We start from the raw sequence: 19,073 nt of genomic DNA on the forward strand, positions 1-19,073 counted from the left end.
CCGTTACGACACACTTCGTTTAGTCGGTTTTCAAACTCTTCACAGGGTTCATCAAGGCGGCTCTGATGCTTTGAAAACTCACCGTCAGGAGTGCAATTAAGATGGCTAATGCGCCAGAAAGTGCAAAAATCCACCAATCTACGGTGGTTTTATAGGCAAAGTTTTGCAGCCACTTATCCATGAGCCATGAAGCCAATGGCGAAGCAATGACGATGGAAATGATTACCAATTTGAGAAAATCTCTGGACAACAGTGCCGTAACATTCAACACCGATGCTCCCAATACTTTACGAACACCGATTTCTTTGGTGCGTTGTTCAGCCGTAAAGGTAGCGAGTCCAAACAGCCCGAGGCAGGAAATAAAAATGGCTAAAAAAGCAAAGTAATTTGTCAATGAGCCGATGGTCATTTCGCTGCGGTATAGATTCTGAAACTGCTGATCGGCAAACTGATACGTAAACGGAAATTTCGGATTCAGTTCACGCCACGTTTTTTCAATGCTTGCCAGCGCCTGTTTGGTTTGGCCTGGCTGAGTTCTGACAATGATGTTTTTGTTGGATGCGTCACGGCTGAGTTTGACAATCATCGGTTCGATGGCTACGTGCATTGAATTTTGGTGAAAATCTTCCAATACGCCCACGATGGTGCCTGGTTTGTTCCACAAAGTCAGTGGCTTGCCGATGGGGTCTTGGTAGCCAATCCGACGGGCGGCGGCCTCGTTAATCAAATAACTCACGGAATCCATGCCAAAATCTTTCCCAAAATCGCGTCCTTTCAATTTTACATTCAAGGTTTTGGAAAAATCATAATCAACGGTAGAAAACTGAAAACTGACGCTGGAGTTGGGGTCTTTGGTGGGCCATTTTACATTGTTAGTACTGCCAAAGGTATTGGTAGGTGTGCCATCCATGAAGGTAATGCTCTGAATACCTTGGCTTTGAAGAAGTTGCTGTTTAAACGCTTCATACTTTTTAGGTAAGTCTCCCTCCGACGATAAATAAATCAGATTCTCCCGGTCATAGCCTAAATTTTTGGTTTGAATGAAGTCAAGTTGTCGATACACAACAATGGTTCCGATGATGAGCAACATCGATAGCACAAACTGAAATACCACCAAGCCTTGGCGGAATAGGCGGGCCCCCGCCCCGAAGGTGACAGAGCCTTTGAGTACTCGAATTGGATTCAGTGATGATAAAAATAGCGCTGGATAGCTTCCTGCCACGATTCCAGTCAGGAAAATCAGGCCAAAGAGCGTTCCCCAAAATGATAGTTGGTGAAAAGGTAACTGAATATTTTTTTCGGTCAATGTATTAAAAGTAGGTAACAGCAGGCCCGATAAAGTAACTCCGACAATCAGCGCCATTGCCGTCAGGAGCAATGCTTCGCCTACAAACTGACCAATCAATATACCTCGTACTGCTCCCACTACTTTGCGTACGCCCACTTCGCGGGCGCGTTTGAGTGAACGGGCCGTGGCAAGGTTCATAAAATTGATACAGGCAATCAACAGGATAAAAACGGCCACAATGCCAAACAGCCGAACGTACTCAATGCGTCCTCCATCCTGATACCCATCTTTGAAATTTGAATAGAGGTAGGCATCCTGATAAGGTTGTAAAAACAGTTGAATATCAATATTTTGACCAACTAAATGGGGGTTGTGCTTCTTCAGAAAAGACTTCATTTTGGCCTCTACTACCTCGGATTTGGCATCGGGGCGTAGCTGGATTCGGGTGGCGGTAGCGTTGTTGCCCCAGTCTTTAATCCATTCGTTTCGCCTGATGAAATCATCCCAAGTGAGCAGGAAATCATATTTTTCGGAGCTGTGTTGGGGCAAATCTTCAAACACGGCCGTGACCAAATAATCTGCTTTGTTGTCAATTCGAATACTCTTACCCACAGCTGCTTGCGGGCTTCCGAAATAATTTTGCGCCATTTTGCGCGAAATAGCAATGTTTGACGGTCCATTGAGGGCGGTTTGGGCCGAACCCTCAAGCAGTGGTAGACTAAACATTTTAAACCAATCTGCCCCCGCAAAACGCCCCTTTTCTTTGTTGAGCTTTTCGCCGACCAAAAAAGTGTGGGTACTTTCCCACGACAACCCCGCTGCGTGGACGATTTCGGGAAACTGTTTCTTGAGTTCGTCGGCAAGTAAGGCGGGTGTACTAGGGGCGGCATCAACTTTTCCGTCGTAGTATTGGCGCTCCATTACGTGGTACAACTGTGGTCCATTGGCGTGGAAGGCATCCATTTTCAGTTCGTCCTGTACCCAGAGCAAAATAAGTAGACTACAGGCCATTCCGAGCGCAAGACCGAGAATGTTGATGGCCAAAAAAGTGCGGTTGTGGGCGATGTTTCGCCAGGCAATTTTAAAATAGTTACGTATCATGGCTGTCTGTTTTGTTGAAAAACGTTATAACTGAAATGGGAAAGAAAAACGGAGCGTACATCTGCGTTTCAAATTTTATTCGGTTTTTAAACTTTCTACAGGATTGTTTAGAGCTGCTTTGATGGCTTGAAAACTGACCGAAAACAGCGCAATCCCCAACGCAACAACAGCGGCCAACGCCAGATACCACCACTTGATTTCGGTGCGGTAGGCAAAGGTCTGGAGTAATTTGTGTCCTAACCAATACGAAATGGGTAGCCCAATGAGTAGCGCAAGGCCGACGAGTTTTAAGAAATCTCCCGAAAGCATGGTGGCAATGCTGCTGATACTCGCGCCCAGTACTTTCCGAACCCCAATTTCTTTGGTGCGCTGTTTGGCCACGAGCGAAATCAACCCAAAAATCCCCGCACAGGCAATCAAAATGGCGAGAATCGTTACAAAACTGGTCATGCGCCAGATGTTGTCGATGGCTTGGTAAGATTTGGCCACTTCATCGCTGAGGTAAAAATGATTCAATGTTCGCCTTGCTGGAATCTTTTTAAAACGGGCTTCGAGATTGCTTATGAGGTCTTTACCTTTGGATTCGTCGGTGAGGCGTACGCTTAAAAAGCTACTGAGTTGCTGTTTGCCCGCGTACCAATGCAGGAGTGGCTCAACATCATCTTTGAGACTTTGGTAATGAAAATTTTTGGTCACACCAATCACCGTATAAATCTGGTCGTTGTTGTTTTGACGTAAGCGTTTGCCCACGGCACTCGTCCAACCAAAGGCTTTCATGGCTGCTTCGTTGATGACGACGGAGTGATTGACAGAATCGGCCGAATTGTCCAAAAATCCACGACCTTCAATAAACGGAATCTTGAACGTTTCAAAGTAGCCAGCAGTACCGCTCACGTGGCGTAAGATGACCTTTTTTGCCTCGTTGCCTTCGGGAAAATAGTTATTGAAATTTTGCCAATACTGTACGGGCGTAAGTTCGGAGGCCGTAAACGACACCACATGAGGGTTTTGGCGCAGTGCGTCCAATATCGCTCTTCCCTCCGAAAGCGCCGCATTTTCGTTGCGATAGGCCAAATCGGTGTTAAAAACAAGCACGTTGCTTTTGTCGTAACCAACATCGGCGGTTTTCATAAAATTGATTTGTTGGCGTAACCCAATGGTTGCCACAATGAGCACGACGGCTAGGGCAAATTGCAAGACAATGAGACTGTTTTGACGCAGACGGCCCTGGCGTGGGTCAGCGGAAATTTTTCCTTTTACTGCCTCGGCCGTTTTTAGGCTCATAAGGTAATAGGCAGGATAGGTACCCGCAATGAAGGCAATCAACAGTGAAATGCCGAAAACGGTTAAAATGGTAGGGTAATCACTGCCGAAAGAAATATCCAATTGCATGCGCCCGTCGCGGAGCTGATTGAAAGACGGAATCAGAAAATAAATCGCAAAAAGCAAGGCTAAAAACGATGAAATCAACATCACAATGCCCGATTCGGTCCAGAATTGCTTCAGAATGATGCGTTTGCTCGCTCCTGCTACCTGCTTCACGGCTACCTCTTTGATGCGTGGCAATGCCGAAGCCATAGTGAGATTGATGAGGTTAATGCTGATGATTAACAACAGAAAAACCGCAATGGCAATGGCTCCGTAAATCAGCCCTTTGAATGTCGGGTTTTGGTCATGAATAAAATTTTTGAACGCGCTGAGGCGTAAGACTTGTTTTCGGGATTCGGGCGCAAAATGCGTTTTGACCAATTGGGGTAATTTAGCTTCTAGCGCGTCTTTGTTGGCCCCTTTTTTGAGCAACACAAACACGGGCGCAAAGGTATTGTACCAGTCGGCATTGCTCTTAAACCCCGGTAGAGAAGTAAGGGTGGTTGCGGGCATCAATACGTCAAACTGCTGCGAAGAATTGGCGGGAATCTCGGCCAATACCCCCGAAATCTTGAATTGAACGGTATCATCGAGGGTAACGTTCTTGCCCACGGGGTCGATATCGCCAAAAAGATTTTGGGCTATCTTTTCGCTTACTATCAGGGCATTTCGGTCTTTGAGCGCAGTAGCGGCGTTGCCGTATTTGAGCGGAAAGCTAAACACCTGAAAGAAAGTGGAGTCCACAAAAACGGTGCTCTCTTGCACATCTTTGGTGCCGTAATGAATCCACGGCCGGTACCACGTCTGAATGTGGGTACCCGTTTCGATTTCGGGATAATCCTTCAGCAATTGATCCAAAATAGGGTAGACGGTTTGCCCGTATTTTTGGCCGTTGGAGGATTCGGTTTGAACGTAATAAATGCGATTACTTTTTTCGTGAAATGTATCAAACGTTAGGCATTTTTGGGCAAACAGCACCAAAACCACTACGCAAGCCATGCCCACCGACATTCCCACGATGTTGATGCCCGTAAAGAGGCGATTTTTCCAAAGCGTTCGTAGCGCGATTTTCAGGTAATTGCGTAGCATGGAAGAATATGTTAAAAAGGTTTATTTATTTAACTGCATACTTTATGCCATGTAGTAAAATGGTTGATTTTAAGGTGTTTATAAAATTGTATATTTAAACGAATGTCCGAAAATGGACATTTGTTGTTCGGAGATGAACACTCTTAAAAGCTACCTCACTTATTCCCGATAAAAGAATGCTGATGGGCTGGTTAATTGCCGTAAACGAAGGTTTTTATGGTAGCAGGTTAGCCCCGTAGTGCTGAATTTGAGATATTGGGGCAAAGGAGAAAGAAATCCGTGTTCTGTTCTCCTTTTACGCCTTTCTTTATTTTACTCCGTTTTCAGTGATTTCACTGGATTGCTCATGGCTGCTCGAATGGATTGAAAACTAACGGTAAAGAAAGCAATCAGAATAGACAAAACCGCCGCAATGGCAAACGTCCACGCGCTGATGTCAATGCGATAGGGATAATTTTGCAACCATTCTTTGATGGCAAAATAAGCGGCAGGAAAAGCGAAAATAAAGGAAAAACTGACGAGTTTCAGAAAGTCGGCCGAAAGCAATGTTGTGATGCTCGCCACTGAGGCTCCCAATACTTTGCGGATTCCGATTTCTTTGGTGCGCCGCTCTGCCGAAAGCGTAGCCAGTCCAAACAGACCTATGCATGAAATAAAAATGGTCAAAATCGCGCCAAATAGCATGATTTGTTTCCACTTGGCTTCTGCTTCGTACCGTTTGATGTTTTCCTCATCCATGAATGTGTATTCGTAGGGGTTAATGGGAAACAGCTTTTTGTAAGTTTTTTCCAAGTGTCTCAAACTTGCGGTTTCTGTTCCGGGTTTGATTTTGATGAATACTTTTCCATAGAGATTACTGGGTTTCATGGTGAACAATTGCGGTTTGATTTCGGCGTTCAATGGCTCAAAGTGATGGTCTTTGACGACGCCTATAACGGTATATTTCTCTCCTTCGTTGTACCAAAAGTTGACCACTTGTCCGAGGGGTTTTTTCCAACCGACTTTTTTAACGAATGTTTCATTGACCAATACTGCTTTGGTGGAATCTGAAGGAAAATCAGCCGAGAAATTGCGCCCTTTGAGGATCGGAATTTGTAGCAGTGGGAAATAAGTGGCATCCACGGTTTCATACGCAAAGCTCTGCTGGGTTTCGCCGTTTACTTTGGCTATGGTGCCCCAACTACCTCCGTTTTTAGGAGCGACATCAACGATATGGGGGCTTTTCAATAATTCTTCTTTTAACAGTTTTGCCTCGTTGCGGCTCATGTGTGATTTGCCAATCGTGATTATATTTTTGTCGTTGTATCCCAAGTGTTTGTTGGTCAGGTAGTTGAACTGGGAATAAATCGTCAGGGTTGCAATGGTCAAAAACGAAGCCAGTGAAAACTGGAGCACGACCAATCCTTTTTGAAGGTAATTTTTTCCCGAAAGATTGAAGCGGCTGTAGAGGGTTTGCACTGGACTGTAATTGGATAAAACCAGCGCAGGATAAAAACCGGCCAATAAACCCGTGGCGATAAATAGGCCAATATAACCCAAAACCAACTCGAAATCAAACAGGTACGAAAATGAAAGGGCTTTGTTGGAAAGCTCGTTGAAGATGGGTAATACCAGTTGTAGCAAGGCCAGCGCAAAAGCAAAAGCGGCAAAACACAGAATAAACGACTCGCCCAAAAATTGCATAATCAACTGACCCCGGCCGCCGCCCACTACTTTACGCACGCCGATTTCTTTGGCCCGTTTCAGCGAACGTGCTACGGTCAGATTCACGAAATTGATGCAGGCAATCAGTAAGATGAAAAGTGCAATTCCGCTTAGAATGTACGAAAACATGGGATTACTGCTGTCTTGCAGACCATTTTGGGCCGGCAAATCTTTGCTCAAGTGCATGTCCGTAAAAGGCTGAAATGCATAAACGACTTTGTTTTTATCCCCGTATTTCTCGGCCATCATCTTGATGGCTTCCTTAGCATCGGCCAGGTAAATTCGGTTCATGGTCGCTTCGACCTTTTTAAGATCGGCAGTGGGTTGAAGCACGACAAAGGTGTTCTGAAAAACATTGAACCAGTTTTCGTTGCTCTCTATTTCTTGCTTACTCACCACGTTGGGAAAAAGCACATCAAATTTGATAGAGGAGTTTTGGGGGCAATTTTTAGAAACGCCGGTCACGGTATAAGGCTCAAATTGGTTTCCTTCGCCAAAGGAATCTTTTACGAGGAGGGTTTTTCCTAAAGCCTCTGTTGTTCCGAAATGTTGTTCGGCCATTTTTTCTGAAATCACCACTGATTTAGGTGCGTTGAGCGCCGTTTTGGGATTGCCGCTTCTCAACGGAAACGAGAAAATAGAAAAGAAACTGCTGTCGGCGACAAAAGATTCATAGCTTTTGACTTCTGTTCCCTTCTTAATATCCCTGCGGTCGGCTTTGTAACGCACAAAAGCGCGTATTTCCGGAACGCCAGCGCTGAACTTGGGGCCTTGGAAATGTCCGGTATTACCGTCAACGTTTTCTGCACCTTCGGGCGTAATGGATTTGCTTGTTATCCGGTAAATATGCGGGTTATTGGCATGAAATTGGTCAAAACTGACCTCATCTTTGGTATAAAGCATGATCAGCATGGCGGCCGCCAAACCGATGCTCAAGCCAATGACATTGATGGCTGAATACACCTTGTTGTGCGCTAAAGTGCGGAGGGTGATGGTTAGGTAGTTGCGAAACATTGATGGCTGAATTAAGGATGGCTGATGGTATTTATTTTTTCGTTGACGTTGCTTTACAAAAGGAGGCAGTACCGAGAGCACATTGAGCAGATAGCGCCAGGTTGCCTGTTGTTTTCCCGCTCGCTGATACCAATAGGCGTATAGTTCATCTAAATCACCTTCGACTTCTTCGAGGGTCTCTTCGGGATGAAACCACCGCAAAACGCGTCGGGGCCAGTGTGGAGGATGGAGCTCATTTGCTTTCATAGTCCAGTAAGCCTAAGTTTGGTGGGAGGCATCATTTGCCAGAGTTCGTGACGGAGTTGTTGAATTTCCTGCAAAGCACGATTTCCTAAAGCGGTTGCTTGAAATATCCGCTTGCGTCGTCCGCCGCGTTCATTGGTGGCCCCGCCGAGTTGAGAACTCACAAACCCTTTTTCTTCCAGACGAATAAGTGTATTGTGCACGGTGCCAAAAGTCACAATCCGACCTGTATGCTCCTCCAACGCTTGACTGACTGTAACGCCGTAGGCTTCGCCGTCGAGGATGGCCACCATGAGTAAAACCACTTCTTCAAATTCACCTAAATAAGTGCGACGCATAGCTTTAGGGTATTAGTTTCTATTTTATCGTACAAATAGTTTGCCAAGATATAAAAAACGCCTTCAAGAGCGATTGAAGGCGTTTTGTTAAGTATAATCTGTCCGTTTACGGACAAACATTGTCCCGCAGTGGACAGGGAATTTTATTAACACAGGGTGGAAGGTCAGACCATAAAAGAGAAATGGTATTTTGTCTTTACCACAATCCAAATCTAAATGGCGACCCCGTTTCGCCCCTTCACCTCTACACTTTTTTTTATTCCGTTTTTAAACTCTTCACTGGATTCATCAACGCCGCTTTAATTGCCTGAAAACTGACGGTCAGGAGTGTAATAAGCAATGCTCCTACTCCCGCTACTGCAAAAATCCATCCTGAAATCTCAGTACGATAGGTGTATTTTTGTAACCATTCTTGTAGAAAATAATAGGCAATGGGTGCGGAAATAACGCAGGAAATGATGACCAAAATGACAAAATCTTTGGAGAGCATTTGCCACAGATTCGTCACCGATGCCCCCAATACTTTGCGAATACCGATTTCTTTGGTACGCTGTTCGGCAATGAAAGAGGCCAGTCCAAATATTCCCAAACAACTGATAAAAATGGCGAGAATGGCAAAGAAGGTAGCCAGCTTACCGATTCGTTCTTCGTTGTCAAATTTTTTGGCATATTCCTCATCCACAAACTGATATTCAAACGGTTGGGAAGGGTTAAATTTTTTGAAAACCGTTTCTACCTCGCTCAATGCTTTGCCAGCACTTGTCAAAGGATTGATTTTTACGATGATAACCCCTCCCGGATACGGAGCCAAATGGTAAATGGAAGGTTTTACCTGTTGAAAAGGAGATTGTACAATCATATCTTTCACCACGCCGATTACTTTGTTAGAAGTTCCGTACCACTTAATGGTTTCGCCTACTGGATTTTTCAAACCCATAAATTTTACGGCTGCTTCGTTCAAAATCAACCCAGAGGAGTCGGTAGAAAATTCTTTCGAGAAATCACGCCCTTCTTTGAACGACCAGCCGATGGTTTTGCCATAGTCAAACGAAATAGCTATTGTCTGAAAATCGACGGATAGATTAGGGTCTTTGTCTTTCCATTCAATCGTGCTGGTGCTTGAATAATTCTCCGTTGGGGGACTTCCAGCCTCGGCCATTTCTGTAATGGCCCCTGATTTTGTCAAATCGCGTTTTACGGCGTCAAAATGGGTATGAATTTCGGAAGTGTACATGGGCAGTACCACTAAACCATTGCTGTTATAACCCATCGGGCGATTTTGGGCAAATTTTACCTGACGAAATACAATGATGGTCCCGATAATCAACGTCACCGAAACCGTAAATTGTATCGTTACTAGCACCTTACGTGGTAAAGCTGCCCAACGGCCTGCGCGGAAGGTGCCTTTTAAGATTTTTAGGGGCTGAAAGGAGGATAAATAGAAAGCTGGATAGCTGCCTGCCACCAGTCCACAAAGCAAACTGAAGCCTAAGCCTGTCGCCCAAAACAAAGGATTGCTCCACGGAATAGACATGGTTTTGTCGGCCACGCTGTTGAAAAAAGGTAAAAGGAGTTGCGCTAAAAGCAAAGCAAACCCAAAGGAGCAAAACACCATTAAAAGGGATTCAAAAAAGAACTGGTAGACAATTTGGGCGCGAACCGAGCCTACTGCTTTGCGGATGCCTACTTCTTTGGCGCGTTTTTCGGAGCGTGCCGTGCTCAAATTCATGAAATTGATGCAGGCTAACAACAGTACAAATAAGCCGCTGATGCCAAACAACCACACATACTGAATTTTTCCGCCCGTGTTGAAGCCATTCTTAAAGTCAGAGTACAGGTGCCATTGGCTCATGGGGTGCAGGAAAACTTCTGGTTTTTTCTTGGCCAGTTCCTTATTGACTTTGTTCAGCTTGGCATCTTTGATTTTGTGCGAAACCGTAGCGGCGTCAGCGTTTGGAATGAGTTGAGCATAAATATGAAACGCATTGGGTCGCCATGGGTCGGCCATTGTTCTAACCCACTCATTGTTGTAGTAATACAGCTGCCACGGGGCTATAAACGTTAGGTCGTGAAATTCAGAATTATGAGGCAAATCTTCATACACTCCCGTTACTTTTACATCCGCTTGGTTATCTATTCTCATGATTTTATCCAAGGGGTCGGCCTCGCCGAAAAATGCCTTGGCGACCGATTCAGACAGCAGGATAGCGTTGGGATTTTGGAGGCCGTTTCTTGTCCCTTTTAGCATTTTTAGCGTCAGCATTTCGGTGATTTGAGGTTCGAAATACGCACCTTTCTTACTGAATTTCTTCTCGCCGTAAGACAAAATACTGTATGCATCTTGCGAAACAGTCACGTGCTTAAAGTCGCTCCCGTAACTTTTGCGGAGTTCTTCGGCTAAAGGAAGCGGTGTATTGGGCCACGTTTGCACTTCACCGTTGTTGGTCACGTGTTGCATGACCCGCACAATGCGGTCGTAGTTTTGGTGATATTTGTTGAATGATAATTCATCCCACATCCATAGGCCGATAAGAATTGCCACGGCCATTCCAGCTGATAATCCTATAATATTGATGAAAGAATACACCTTGTTTTTGACAAGGTTTCGGATTGCGATTTTCAGGTAGTTTCGAAACATGGACGTAGGAGTGTTTTATAGAGAATAGAAAAAATGCATTTGTCTTATTCTCATTTTTTATTCCGTTTTTAAACTTTTAACTGGATTCATGAGTGCCGCTTTAATGGATTGATAGCTAACCGTCAACAACGTAATCGCCAACGCGCCAATGCCGGCCAGCGCAAAAACCCACCAAGAGATTTCGGTATGGTATTTATAGTCTTGTAACCAATCGTTCAAATAATAATAAGCGATGGGCGTAGCGATGAAGCAGGAAATGATGACCAAAACCACAAAATCTTTGGAAAGCAATCCCCACAAATTGAATACTGACGCACCCAATACTTTTCGGACGCCGATTTCTTTGGTTCGTTGTTCGGCGGTAAACGAGGCCAAGCCAAAAAGACCCAAACACGAAATCAGAACGGCCAATACGGCAAAGCCACCCGCCAATTTGCCGATGCGCTCTTCTGAAACAAACTTTTTACCAAACTCTTCGTTGACAAATTTGTACTCAAAAGGAGCCGACGGAATGAGTTTTCGGAAGGTGGCCTCAATCTTGGCGATGGATTCGGAGGCACTTTTGTTGGGGTTCAATTTGAGCGTCATCCAGTTCACATTTTCGTAGCCCATAAAGTAGATTGTCTGCTTTACTGGCTCGTAGGGAGATTCCATGAGCATATCTTTGATGACGCCCACAATGGTAAACTTTTCGGCCTCTTTTCCGCTACCCCACTGCACAACCGTCCCAACTGGATTTTTAAGTCCCATAAATTTGACGGCGGCTTCATTGATAACAATAGCCGCCGTATCGGTCGAAAATTGCCTTGAAAAATCCCGTCCGTCTTTGAATTGCCAGCCTACTGTTTTTCCAAAATCGTGCGTGACCCAAATCGTGGCAAACTCCGCTTGCAGGCTGGGATCTTTGCCTTTCCAGTCAAACCCACCATTGTTGGACCAAACGCCGGTTAATGGACTGGAAGATTCGGTCATTTCAACAATGGCACCCGCGTTTTTAAGCTCAGTTCGCAGCACCTCATATTTTCCGTAAAAATCAGGCGACATCATCTGCATCATGATTAGCCCGTCGTTATCATAGCCCATGGGACGGTTTTTGGTGTGTTGAATCTGGCGGTATACGATGATGGTACCAGTAATCAATGTGACAGAAACCGTAAACTGAACCACTACCAATACTTTGCGCGGCACGGCCGCAAAACGGCCCGCTTTGAAGGTGCCTTTTAGCACTCGGATAGGTTGGAAAGAAGATAAGTATAACGCAGGATAGCTTCCTGCTAGCAAACCCGTGATAAAAATGAAGCCAAGGCTGATGAACCAAAAGGTGGGTTCTGTCCAAGGGAAAACCATTTTCTTGTCGCTGACTTCGTTAAACCAAGGCAACAGGGCCAATATGAACGCCACGGCTCCGATAAACGCAAATGTCACTACCAAAAAGGATTCACTAAAAAACTGATTGATGAGTTGGGCGCGAACCGAACCCACGGCCTTTCTGATACCGACTTCTTTGGCGCGTTTTTCGGAGCGGGCCGTGCTCAAATTCATAAAATTTATACACGCGAGCAGCAATACAAATGCTCCAACGATGGCAAAAAGCCAAACATATTGGATAAAACCGCCCGTTTTGATGCCTTCGTCAAAGTTGGAGCGCAGGTGCCAATCGCGCATGGGTTGAAGAAAAATTTCGGCTTTAAATTTCTTCTCCTCGGCATCCACTTTGTCCCATTTGACATTTTTGATTTTGGCGCTCAATTTGTCCATGTCGGCATTGTCCGCGATTTGGGCATAAAGCTGAAACGAATTATTGCCCCACTGATTTTCGTCGAGCGCTCGCTGCACCCATTTTTGGGAAGAAACGTACAGTTTCCAGGGCGCGATAAAGTTCAGCTCCCGAAACTGCGTATTAAATGGTAAGTCCTCATAGATTCCTGTCACTTTTACGTCGAGCTTGTTGTCAATTTTGATAAACTTACCCATCGGGTCGATGCTCCCGAAAAGTGCCTTGGCGGTGGAGGCCGAGAGCAAAACGGAGTTGAGTTCTTTCAAGCCATCGTAGGTTCCTTTCTGCATTTTCAACGAGAGCATTTTAGGAATATCCACATCCATATAATTGCCCGAACGAGTGATTTTGGCCTCTCCAAATGTTAAAATTCGGTTGCCTTCCCAAGTGGCCATGGCCAGATGCTTGAAGTCACTGCCGTATTTGGTGCGGAGTTCGGTTACCAAAGGCATCGGAATAGAGCGTTCGGTTCCTTTATGTCCGTTGAAAGTTTGGTGCTGCATCACCTGTGCCAAATGCTCGTAGTTTTGGTGATATTTGTCGTATGACAATTCATCATAAATCCACAAACCGATCAGCATCGCTACGGCCATCCCTACTGCCAAACCGCCGATATTGATAAAAGAATAGACCTTATTTTTAGCAAGGTTTCTAAGAGCAATTTTAAGGTAGTTACGAATCATAGCTTTTCATAATTTGAAGGTTGAGGCTATTTTTTTTTCTAAATCCTATCCTCCCAGATCTTTGAATTTACTCCGTTTTCAAACTCTTTACTGGATTCATTAATGCCGCTTTTATCGCCTGATAACTAACTGTTAATAAGGATATTGTCAAGGCTGAAGTGCCTGATACGACAAAAATCCACAACGAAATATCGGTTCTGAATGCAAAGTCTTTCAGCCACGTACTCATGGCATAGTATGCCAAGGGCGAAGCTATCACAAAGGCAAGGCAAACCAATTTTAGAAAGTCTTTTGAAAGCAACCGAACAATGCTCCAAATACTCGCTCCCAGCACTTTTCTTACGCCAATTTCTTTGGTACGTTGCTCGGCTGTGAAAGTGGCTAAACCAAATAAGCCCAAACAAGCTATCAGAATCGCTAAAACCGCAAAACTGATAAAGACTTTTCCGATGCGTTGTTCGGTACGATACATATTGTCGAAGGCATCATCTAAAAATTGATAATTGAGGGGTGTTCTGCCCGCTCTTAACTTCCATCTTTCTTCGATTTTGGCAATGCTCTCTTTAAAATCATTGGATTGCACCCGTACTGAAATCATGCCGTAAGGATTTTTGGCAAGGCACATTGAAAGGCTTGCCACATTCTCTCGGAGAGATGCATAATTGAAGTTTTTGACCACTCCAATAATTGTATATGGAATCAAGTCTTTTAGATTGCTGCCATAAGCGTATAATTTTTGACCGATTGGGTTTTTATAGCCTGTTTGTTTTGCTGTGGTTTCGTTGATGATGATAGCCGACGAATCCGTAGACATCGTTTTATCAAAGTCGCGTCCAGCTACAAACTGCATTTTAAGGGTTTCGGTGTAGTCATAGCCTACTTCCCAGAATTGCATCGAGATACCATTATCGGCACCGAGCTGGCCTTCTGTCCAAAAAACGGTGTTGTTTCGGTAAGATGGTGTAGGCAAAAAAGCACTTATGGTCGCCGATTTTATGCCTGAAATTTGTAATAATTCGTTTTTAAACGATTCTAAGCCTTTCTCTAATAGATTTGTATCGTTGATAACGATGACTTGTTCACGATTGAAACCAATGTTTTGTTTCTGAATAAAATCTAACTGACGATAAATCACAATCGTAGAAATGATGAGAAATATTGAGGCAAAAAACTGAAAAACAACCAAGCTACTTCGTAAATAACCACCTTTGTTAGTGGCACTTAGTTTGCCTTTTAGGACGCTAATTGGTTTGAATGAAGACAAAAACAGAGCAGGATAAATACCAGCTAACAAGCCTATAAAAACAGCAAAACTAAACAATATGGATAGTAAAAGTGGTTTTTTGATGAATGATAGGCTTAGATTTTTGGCTGATAAATCATTGAAAAATGGTAAAATCAAAGTAGCAATGCCAAGCCCCAATATGAATGCTATTAAGCTCATCAGGATGGATTCTGACAAAAACTGATTCATCAGCATCGCACGTACTGACCCCATGACTTTACGTACGCCCACCTCTTTTGCCCGATTGACCGAACGTGCCGTGCTAAGATTCATAAAATTGACACATGCTATCAACAAAATAAAAAGAGCAATCGCCGAAAAAATGTAAACATACTGAATACTACTATTTGGTGAAAGTTCAAAGAATTTGTTAGAATGGAGATGAATATCTGTCAGTGGTGTCAATCCCAAAGCTACTCGATTGCCCGCTTTTTCTAATTCTTCTATGCTCTTGATACCCATTACACTCTTAAATTGGGGCATCATGTATTTCTTGATAACTTTATCAAACTGCGATTGTAATTGCTCAGGTTTTGTACCTTCTTTGAATACTAAATAGGTAAAAAAATTATTGTTCAACCAGTTATTTGCCCTGCTATCTGCCGAACTTTCCATCGAAAGAAACATATTTCTGCCCCTGAAATGCGAGTTTTCGGGGATATTTTTCATTACACCAGTTACTTTATAGGCATTTTCGTCAATGGTCATTGTCATGCCCAAAACCTGTGTTTTTCCAAAATATTTTTGAGCAGTTTGTTCGTCTAAAACTATCGTAAATGGTTCTTGCAACGCCGTTTTTGCGTCGCCTTCAATCAATGGAATATCAAAAACTTCAAAAACTGAATTATCAACAAACATAGACATAGACTCACGGATATTCTGATTTCCTTTTTTGACCAAAATATCAATGGGCCTGAATCGGGTAAAGGTTTCGATGAATGGATAGTCGTTTTTTAAAGCAGCCCCCATACCATCCGAAACAGTGGCAAATGACCTATCTTGCCCACCAAACTTGACATCAAAATCAATCCGATAAATTCTGTCGGCTTTTTGATGATAGCGGTCGTAGCTGATTTCGTCTAAGACATAAAGCGTAATCAACAAACAAGTGGCCATACCAATAGCTAGTCCACCGATGTTAATGGCCGAATAAATCTTATTTCGTTGTAGATTTCTGAAAGCGATTTTTAGATAATTGCGTATCACGATCGGGCGGTATTGAGGGTTGCAAAGGCGTATTAAGCTCTAGTACGACAAATTGTTTGCCAGCTCCAATAAAGCTCAAAAAAGCTATTTTCTGTAAATTGGTCTGTCCGAAATCGTACACTTATTGTACGAAACTGAACAGCATAGAGCTGACGGTTCCTTTTATTCCGTTTTTAGTGATTTTACGGGGTTCATCAACGACGCCCGGATGGCTTGATAACTGACGGTCAGCAAGGCAATCGCTACCGCCGAAAGCGCCGCAATGGCAAAATACCACCATTCTATGTCGATGCGATAAGCGTATTTTTCGAGCCAATTTTTGAGGAAATACCACGCCACTGGAAATGCAATGAGCGTGGCGATCAAGACCAATTTGATAAAATCCAGCGATAACATTCCTACCAGATTGGATACGCTTGCGCCCAGCACTTTACGCACGCCTATTTCTTTGGTGCGTTGCTCCGCCGTAAACGACGCCAGTCCAAATAGCCCAAGACACGAAATAAAAATGGCCAAAAACGCAAAGTAATTGGATAGCTTATTGACCACATTCTCGCTTTTGTACTGATTGGCGTATTCTTGGTCGGCAAAAAAGTATTTGAATGGAAAATTAGGGTTAAACTTCTTGAACACTTTTTCGGTGCTGGCAACAGCATCGGGAGTTTTGCCGCCTTCGGCGCGGATGATGACGACGCCCCAATTCTCCGTTTTGGGCTGTAAACGCAAAATCAACGGCTCAATGGCAGAATGAAGCGTGTTGTAATGAAAATCTTTCATCAGCCCGACGATGGTTCCCTTGCGGTCCCACATGGTCATTTCTTTGCCTACAGGGTCTTTATAGCCCATTTTCTTGGCGCTGGCTTCGTTGATGATGTAGTTGGTGGTGTCGGTTCCGTATTGATCGCTGAAATCCCGCCCGCCAATCAGTTGAATGCCCATCGTTTTGATGTAGTCGTACGAAATGGCGTTGTTGGCGAAAAGCAATAACTGGGTTGTGTCTTTCCCAGGCCATTTTACGCCTTGTGTAGAAGAGCCTACTTCTAGCGGGTCTGATTGGGAGCAGGTGACAGATTTGATGCCGGGCTGATGTTGAAGTTCTTGTTTGAACGAGGCAAAATTCTTCTGCAAATCCCCCTCCAATGGCATATAAAGCAGGTTTTCGCGGTCATAACCAGCATTTTTCGTTCGTAAATAATTGATTTGTTCGTGAACGATAATCATGCCTAAAATGAGCGTAATTGACAAGGCAAACTGAAAAACTACCAGCCCTTTGCGAAAATAGGTGGCGCTTGGCTTAAATTTCAGGGAGCCTTTCAACACCACAACGGGGTTGAGCGAAGACATGAACAACGCGGGATAGCTCCCCGCTACCAAGCCCGTCACCAACGTTAGACTCACCAAAACCACCAGAAAACTCGGGTCGGTAAAGTTGAGTGAAAGCTCTTTTTCGGTCAGAAGGTTAAAAGTAGGCAAGAGCAAAAAGACCAGCAGAATAGAAAAGAGGAGCGCACAAAATGCAATCAAAATGGCTTCCCCCATAAATTGCCCAATCAGAATGCCTTTGACGGCGCCAATCACCTTGCGCACGCCCACTTCCTTGGCGCGTTTGACGGAGCGGGCCGTGGCCAAATTCATAAAATTGATGCACGCAATCAATAAAATCACTATGGCAACGATGGAAAAAATACGTACATAATCAATCCGCCCGCCGTTTTGTTTGCCCGAATCCCAATTAGAATACAGATACGATTCTTGGTAGGATTGCAGAAATATTTCGACGTTGCTGTCTTTGTTTTTGGTCTTGATGTAGCCCTTAATTTTGGCGTTTACTTTGTCTAATGATGCGTTTTTGGCCAACATCACGTAACAGCGTGGCCCGTTATTGCCCCATTCTTTGGCCCATGGGTTGTTTTTGAGCCAGCGGTCGAAGCTCATCAAGAAGTCAAATTTTAGCGATGAGTTTTTAGGGATGTCTTTCAAAATTCCCGTAACCATCACGTCTTCTTTGCCGTCAATTCGGATGGATTTGCCCAGCGGATTTTGATTAGGAAAATACTTCTGGGCGAGTTTTTTTGATATAACCACTCCATCGGGACGTTTTAGGGCGGTTCGGGCATCGCCCTGCTCCAGTTTGAAACTGAACATCGTCAGAAAATCCCCTTGTACGTAGCGGCCCTTTTCTTTATCGAAAGCAGTGCCTACCGTAAAAAGCGGCTGCTCTTCCCACAGCATTTGGCTGGCCTTTTCGATTTCTGGAATGTCTTTTACGATGTTTTCGGCCAGAAGCCCCGGCGTTGAAGGGTAGGTTTCGATTTTGCCCGAATAATACTGGTTTTCCATTACCCGATAAAGACGCGTGCCGTTTTGATGAAAGGCGTCCATGGCTGTTTCGTCTTGTACCCATAGCATAATCATCAGGCTGCAGGCCATGCCGAGTGCCAACCCCATGATGTTGATAAAACTATAGACTTTGTTCTTCCACAAATTGCGGAAGGCGATAGTGAGGTAATTGCTTAACATGGCTGTATGGGTTTTGAGCATAGCGGAAAAGGCAGAGGGCCATTGCCCAATGCCTTCACGCACTACTTATATGGGTGAATATGTGTTTATACGCGCATTTTTTCAGTCACCACTTTACCGTCAAAAAGATTGACGATTCGGTGGGCAAAACCTGCGTCATACGGCGAGTGAGTCACCATGATGATGCTCGTGCCTTCGTCGTTGAGTTGGGAGAGCAATTTCATTACTTCTTCGCCGTTGGCGGAGTCTAAGTTTCCTGTGGGCTCATCCGCAAGGATTAATTTGGGCTTGGCCACCACCGCGCGGGCAATGGCGGTACGTTGCTGCTGTCCCCCCGAGAGTTGTTGCGGAAAGTGATTGCGACGGTGCATGATGTTCATGCGGGTCAATACAGTTTCGACCATTTCTTTGCGTTGGTCAGCGGGTACTTTGAGGTAAAGCAGCGGAAGTTCGACGTTTTCATACACGGTCAGCTCGTCGATGAGGTTAAAGCTCTGGAACACAAACCCAATGTTCCCTTTGCGTAGCTGCGCCCGTTGACGTTCCGACAGTTTTGCTACCTCGGTCCCGTGGAAGTCATAGCTGCCTTCGCTGGGGTTGTCTAAGAGTCCTAAGATGTTGAGCAATGTAGATTTGCCACAACCCGAAGGGCCCATGATGGCGACAAATTCACCGTCTTTTACTTCCAAATCAATTCCGTTCAAGGCTGTTGTTTCCACTTCTTCGGTGGTGAAGATTTTCTGGAGGTTAGCTGTTTTTATCATTGTTAAGTCAAAATTATGGATTCTGGAGTGTATGCTGTATGATTCAATTTCTCAA

General features: G+C 44.4%; 9 protein-coding genes. All 9 read right to left on the reverse strand.

The window, feature by feature from the left end:
- Nucleotides 1-19 precede the first annotated feature (19 nt).
- On the reverse strand, nt 20-2,389 hold the full coding sequence (locus DR864_RS18755) for an ABC transporter permease (RefSeq protein WP_114068399.1): 2,370 nt from the start codon (nt 2,387-2,389) through the stop codon (nt 20-22).
- A 75-nt stretch (nt 2,390-2,464) separates the two neighbouring features.
- On the reverse strand, nt 2,465-4,846 hold the full coding sequence (locus tag DR864_RS18760) for an ABC transporter permease (protein WP_114068400.1): 2,382 nt from the start codon (nt 4,844-4,846) through the stop codon (nt 2,465-2,467).
- A 312-nt stretch (nt 4,847-5,158) separates the two neighbouring features.
- Entirely contained in the window at nt 5,159-7,810 is a 2,652-nt protein-coding gene (locus tag DR864_RS18765) for an ABC transporter permease (protein WP_229599416.1), read from the reverse strand.
- Nucleotides 7,807-8,145: a PadR family transcriptional regulator gene (locus tag DR864_RS18770; protein WP_114068401.1), complete on the reverse strand. Its 339-nt coding sequence runs from the start codon at nt 8,143-8,145 to the stop codon at nt 7,807-7,809. Before DR864_RS18770 ends, DR864_RS18765 begins: the two co-directional genes overlap by 4 nt.
- A 256-nt stretch (nt 8,146-8,401) precedes the next feature.
- Nucleotides 8,402-10,783, reverse strand: a complete 2,382-nt coding sequence (locus tag DR864_RS18775; RefSeq protein WP_114068402.1) for an ABC transporter permease — start codon at nt 10,781-10,783, stop codon at nt 8,402-8,404.
- A 57-nt stretch (nt 10,784-10,840) separates the two neighbouring features.
- A complete protein-coding gene (locus DR864_RS18780) occupies nt 10,841-13,243 on the reverse strand; it encodes an ABC transporter permease (protein WP_114068403.1) in 2,403 nt (800 codons plus the stop codon).
- 67 nt (nt 13,244-13,310) lie between these two features.
- Nucleotides 13,311-15,734 carry an ABC transporter permease gene (locus DR864_RS18785; RefSeq protein ID WP_114068404.1) on the reverse strand — a complete coding sequence of 808 codons (2,424 nt, stop codon included), beginning with the start codon at nt 15,732-15,734 and terminating at the stop codon, nt 13,311-13,313.
- A gap of 162 nt (nt 15,735-15,896) precedes the next feature.
- On the reverse strand, nt 15,897-18,254 hold the full coding sequence (locus tag DR864_RS18790) for an ABC transporter permease (RefSeq protein WP_114070366.1): 2,358 nt from the start codon (nt 18,252-18,254) through the stop codon (nt 15,897-15,899).
- Nucleotides 18,255-18,340: 86 nt separating this feature from the next.
- On the reverse strand, nt 18,341-19,018 hold the full coding sequence (locus DR864_RS18795; RefSeq protein WP_013927702.1) for an ABC transporter ATP-binding protein: 678 nt from the start codon (nt 19,016-19,018) through the stop codon (nt 18,341-18,343).
- Nucleotides 19,019-19,073: the final 55 nt, after the last annotated feature.

The sequence above is a fragment of the Runella rosea genome (genome assembly GCF_003325355.1).
In the GTDB taxonomy this organism is placed as follows: Bacteria; Bacteroidota; Bacteroidia; order Cytophagales; family Spirosomataceae; genus Runella; species Runella rosea.

Coding starts and splice junctions, on each gene's coding strand:
- DR864_RS18770 (WP_114068401.1), bottom strand. CDS start 8,145: ATGCGTCGCACTTATTTAGGTGAATTTGAAGAAGTGGTTTTACTCATG.
- DR864_RS18755 (WP_114068399.1), bottom strand. CDS start 2,389: ATGATACGTAACTATTTTAAAATTGCCTGGCGAAACATCGCCCACAAC.
- DR864_RS18775 (WP_114068402.1), bottom strand. CDS start 10,783: ATGTTTCGAAACTACCTGAAAATCGCAATCCGAAACCTTGTCAAAAAC.
- DR864_RS18765 (WP_229599416.1), bottom strand. CDS start 7,810: ATGAAAGCAAATGAGCTCCATCCTCCACACTGGCCCCGACGCGTTTTG.
- DR864_RS18795 (WP_013927702.1), bottom strand. CDS start 19,018: ATGATAAAAACAGCTAACCTCCAGAAAATCTTCACCACCGAAGAAGTG.
- DR864_RS18780 (WP_114068403.1), bottom strand. CDS start 13,243: ATGATTCGTAACTACCTTAAAATTGCTCTTAGAAACCTTGCTAAAAAT.
- DR864_RS18790 (WP_114070366.1), bottom strand. CDS start 18,254: ATGTTAAGCAATTACCTCACTATCGCCTTCCGCAATTTGTGGAAGAAC.
- DR864_RS18760 (WP_114068400.1), bottom strand. CDS start 4,846: ATGCTACGCAATTACCTGAAAATCGCGCTACGAACGCTTTGGAAAAAT.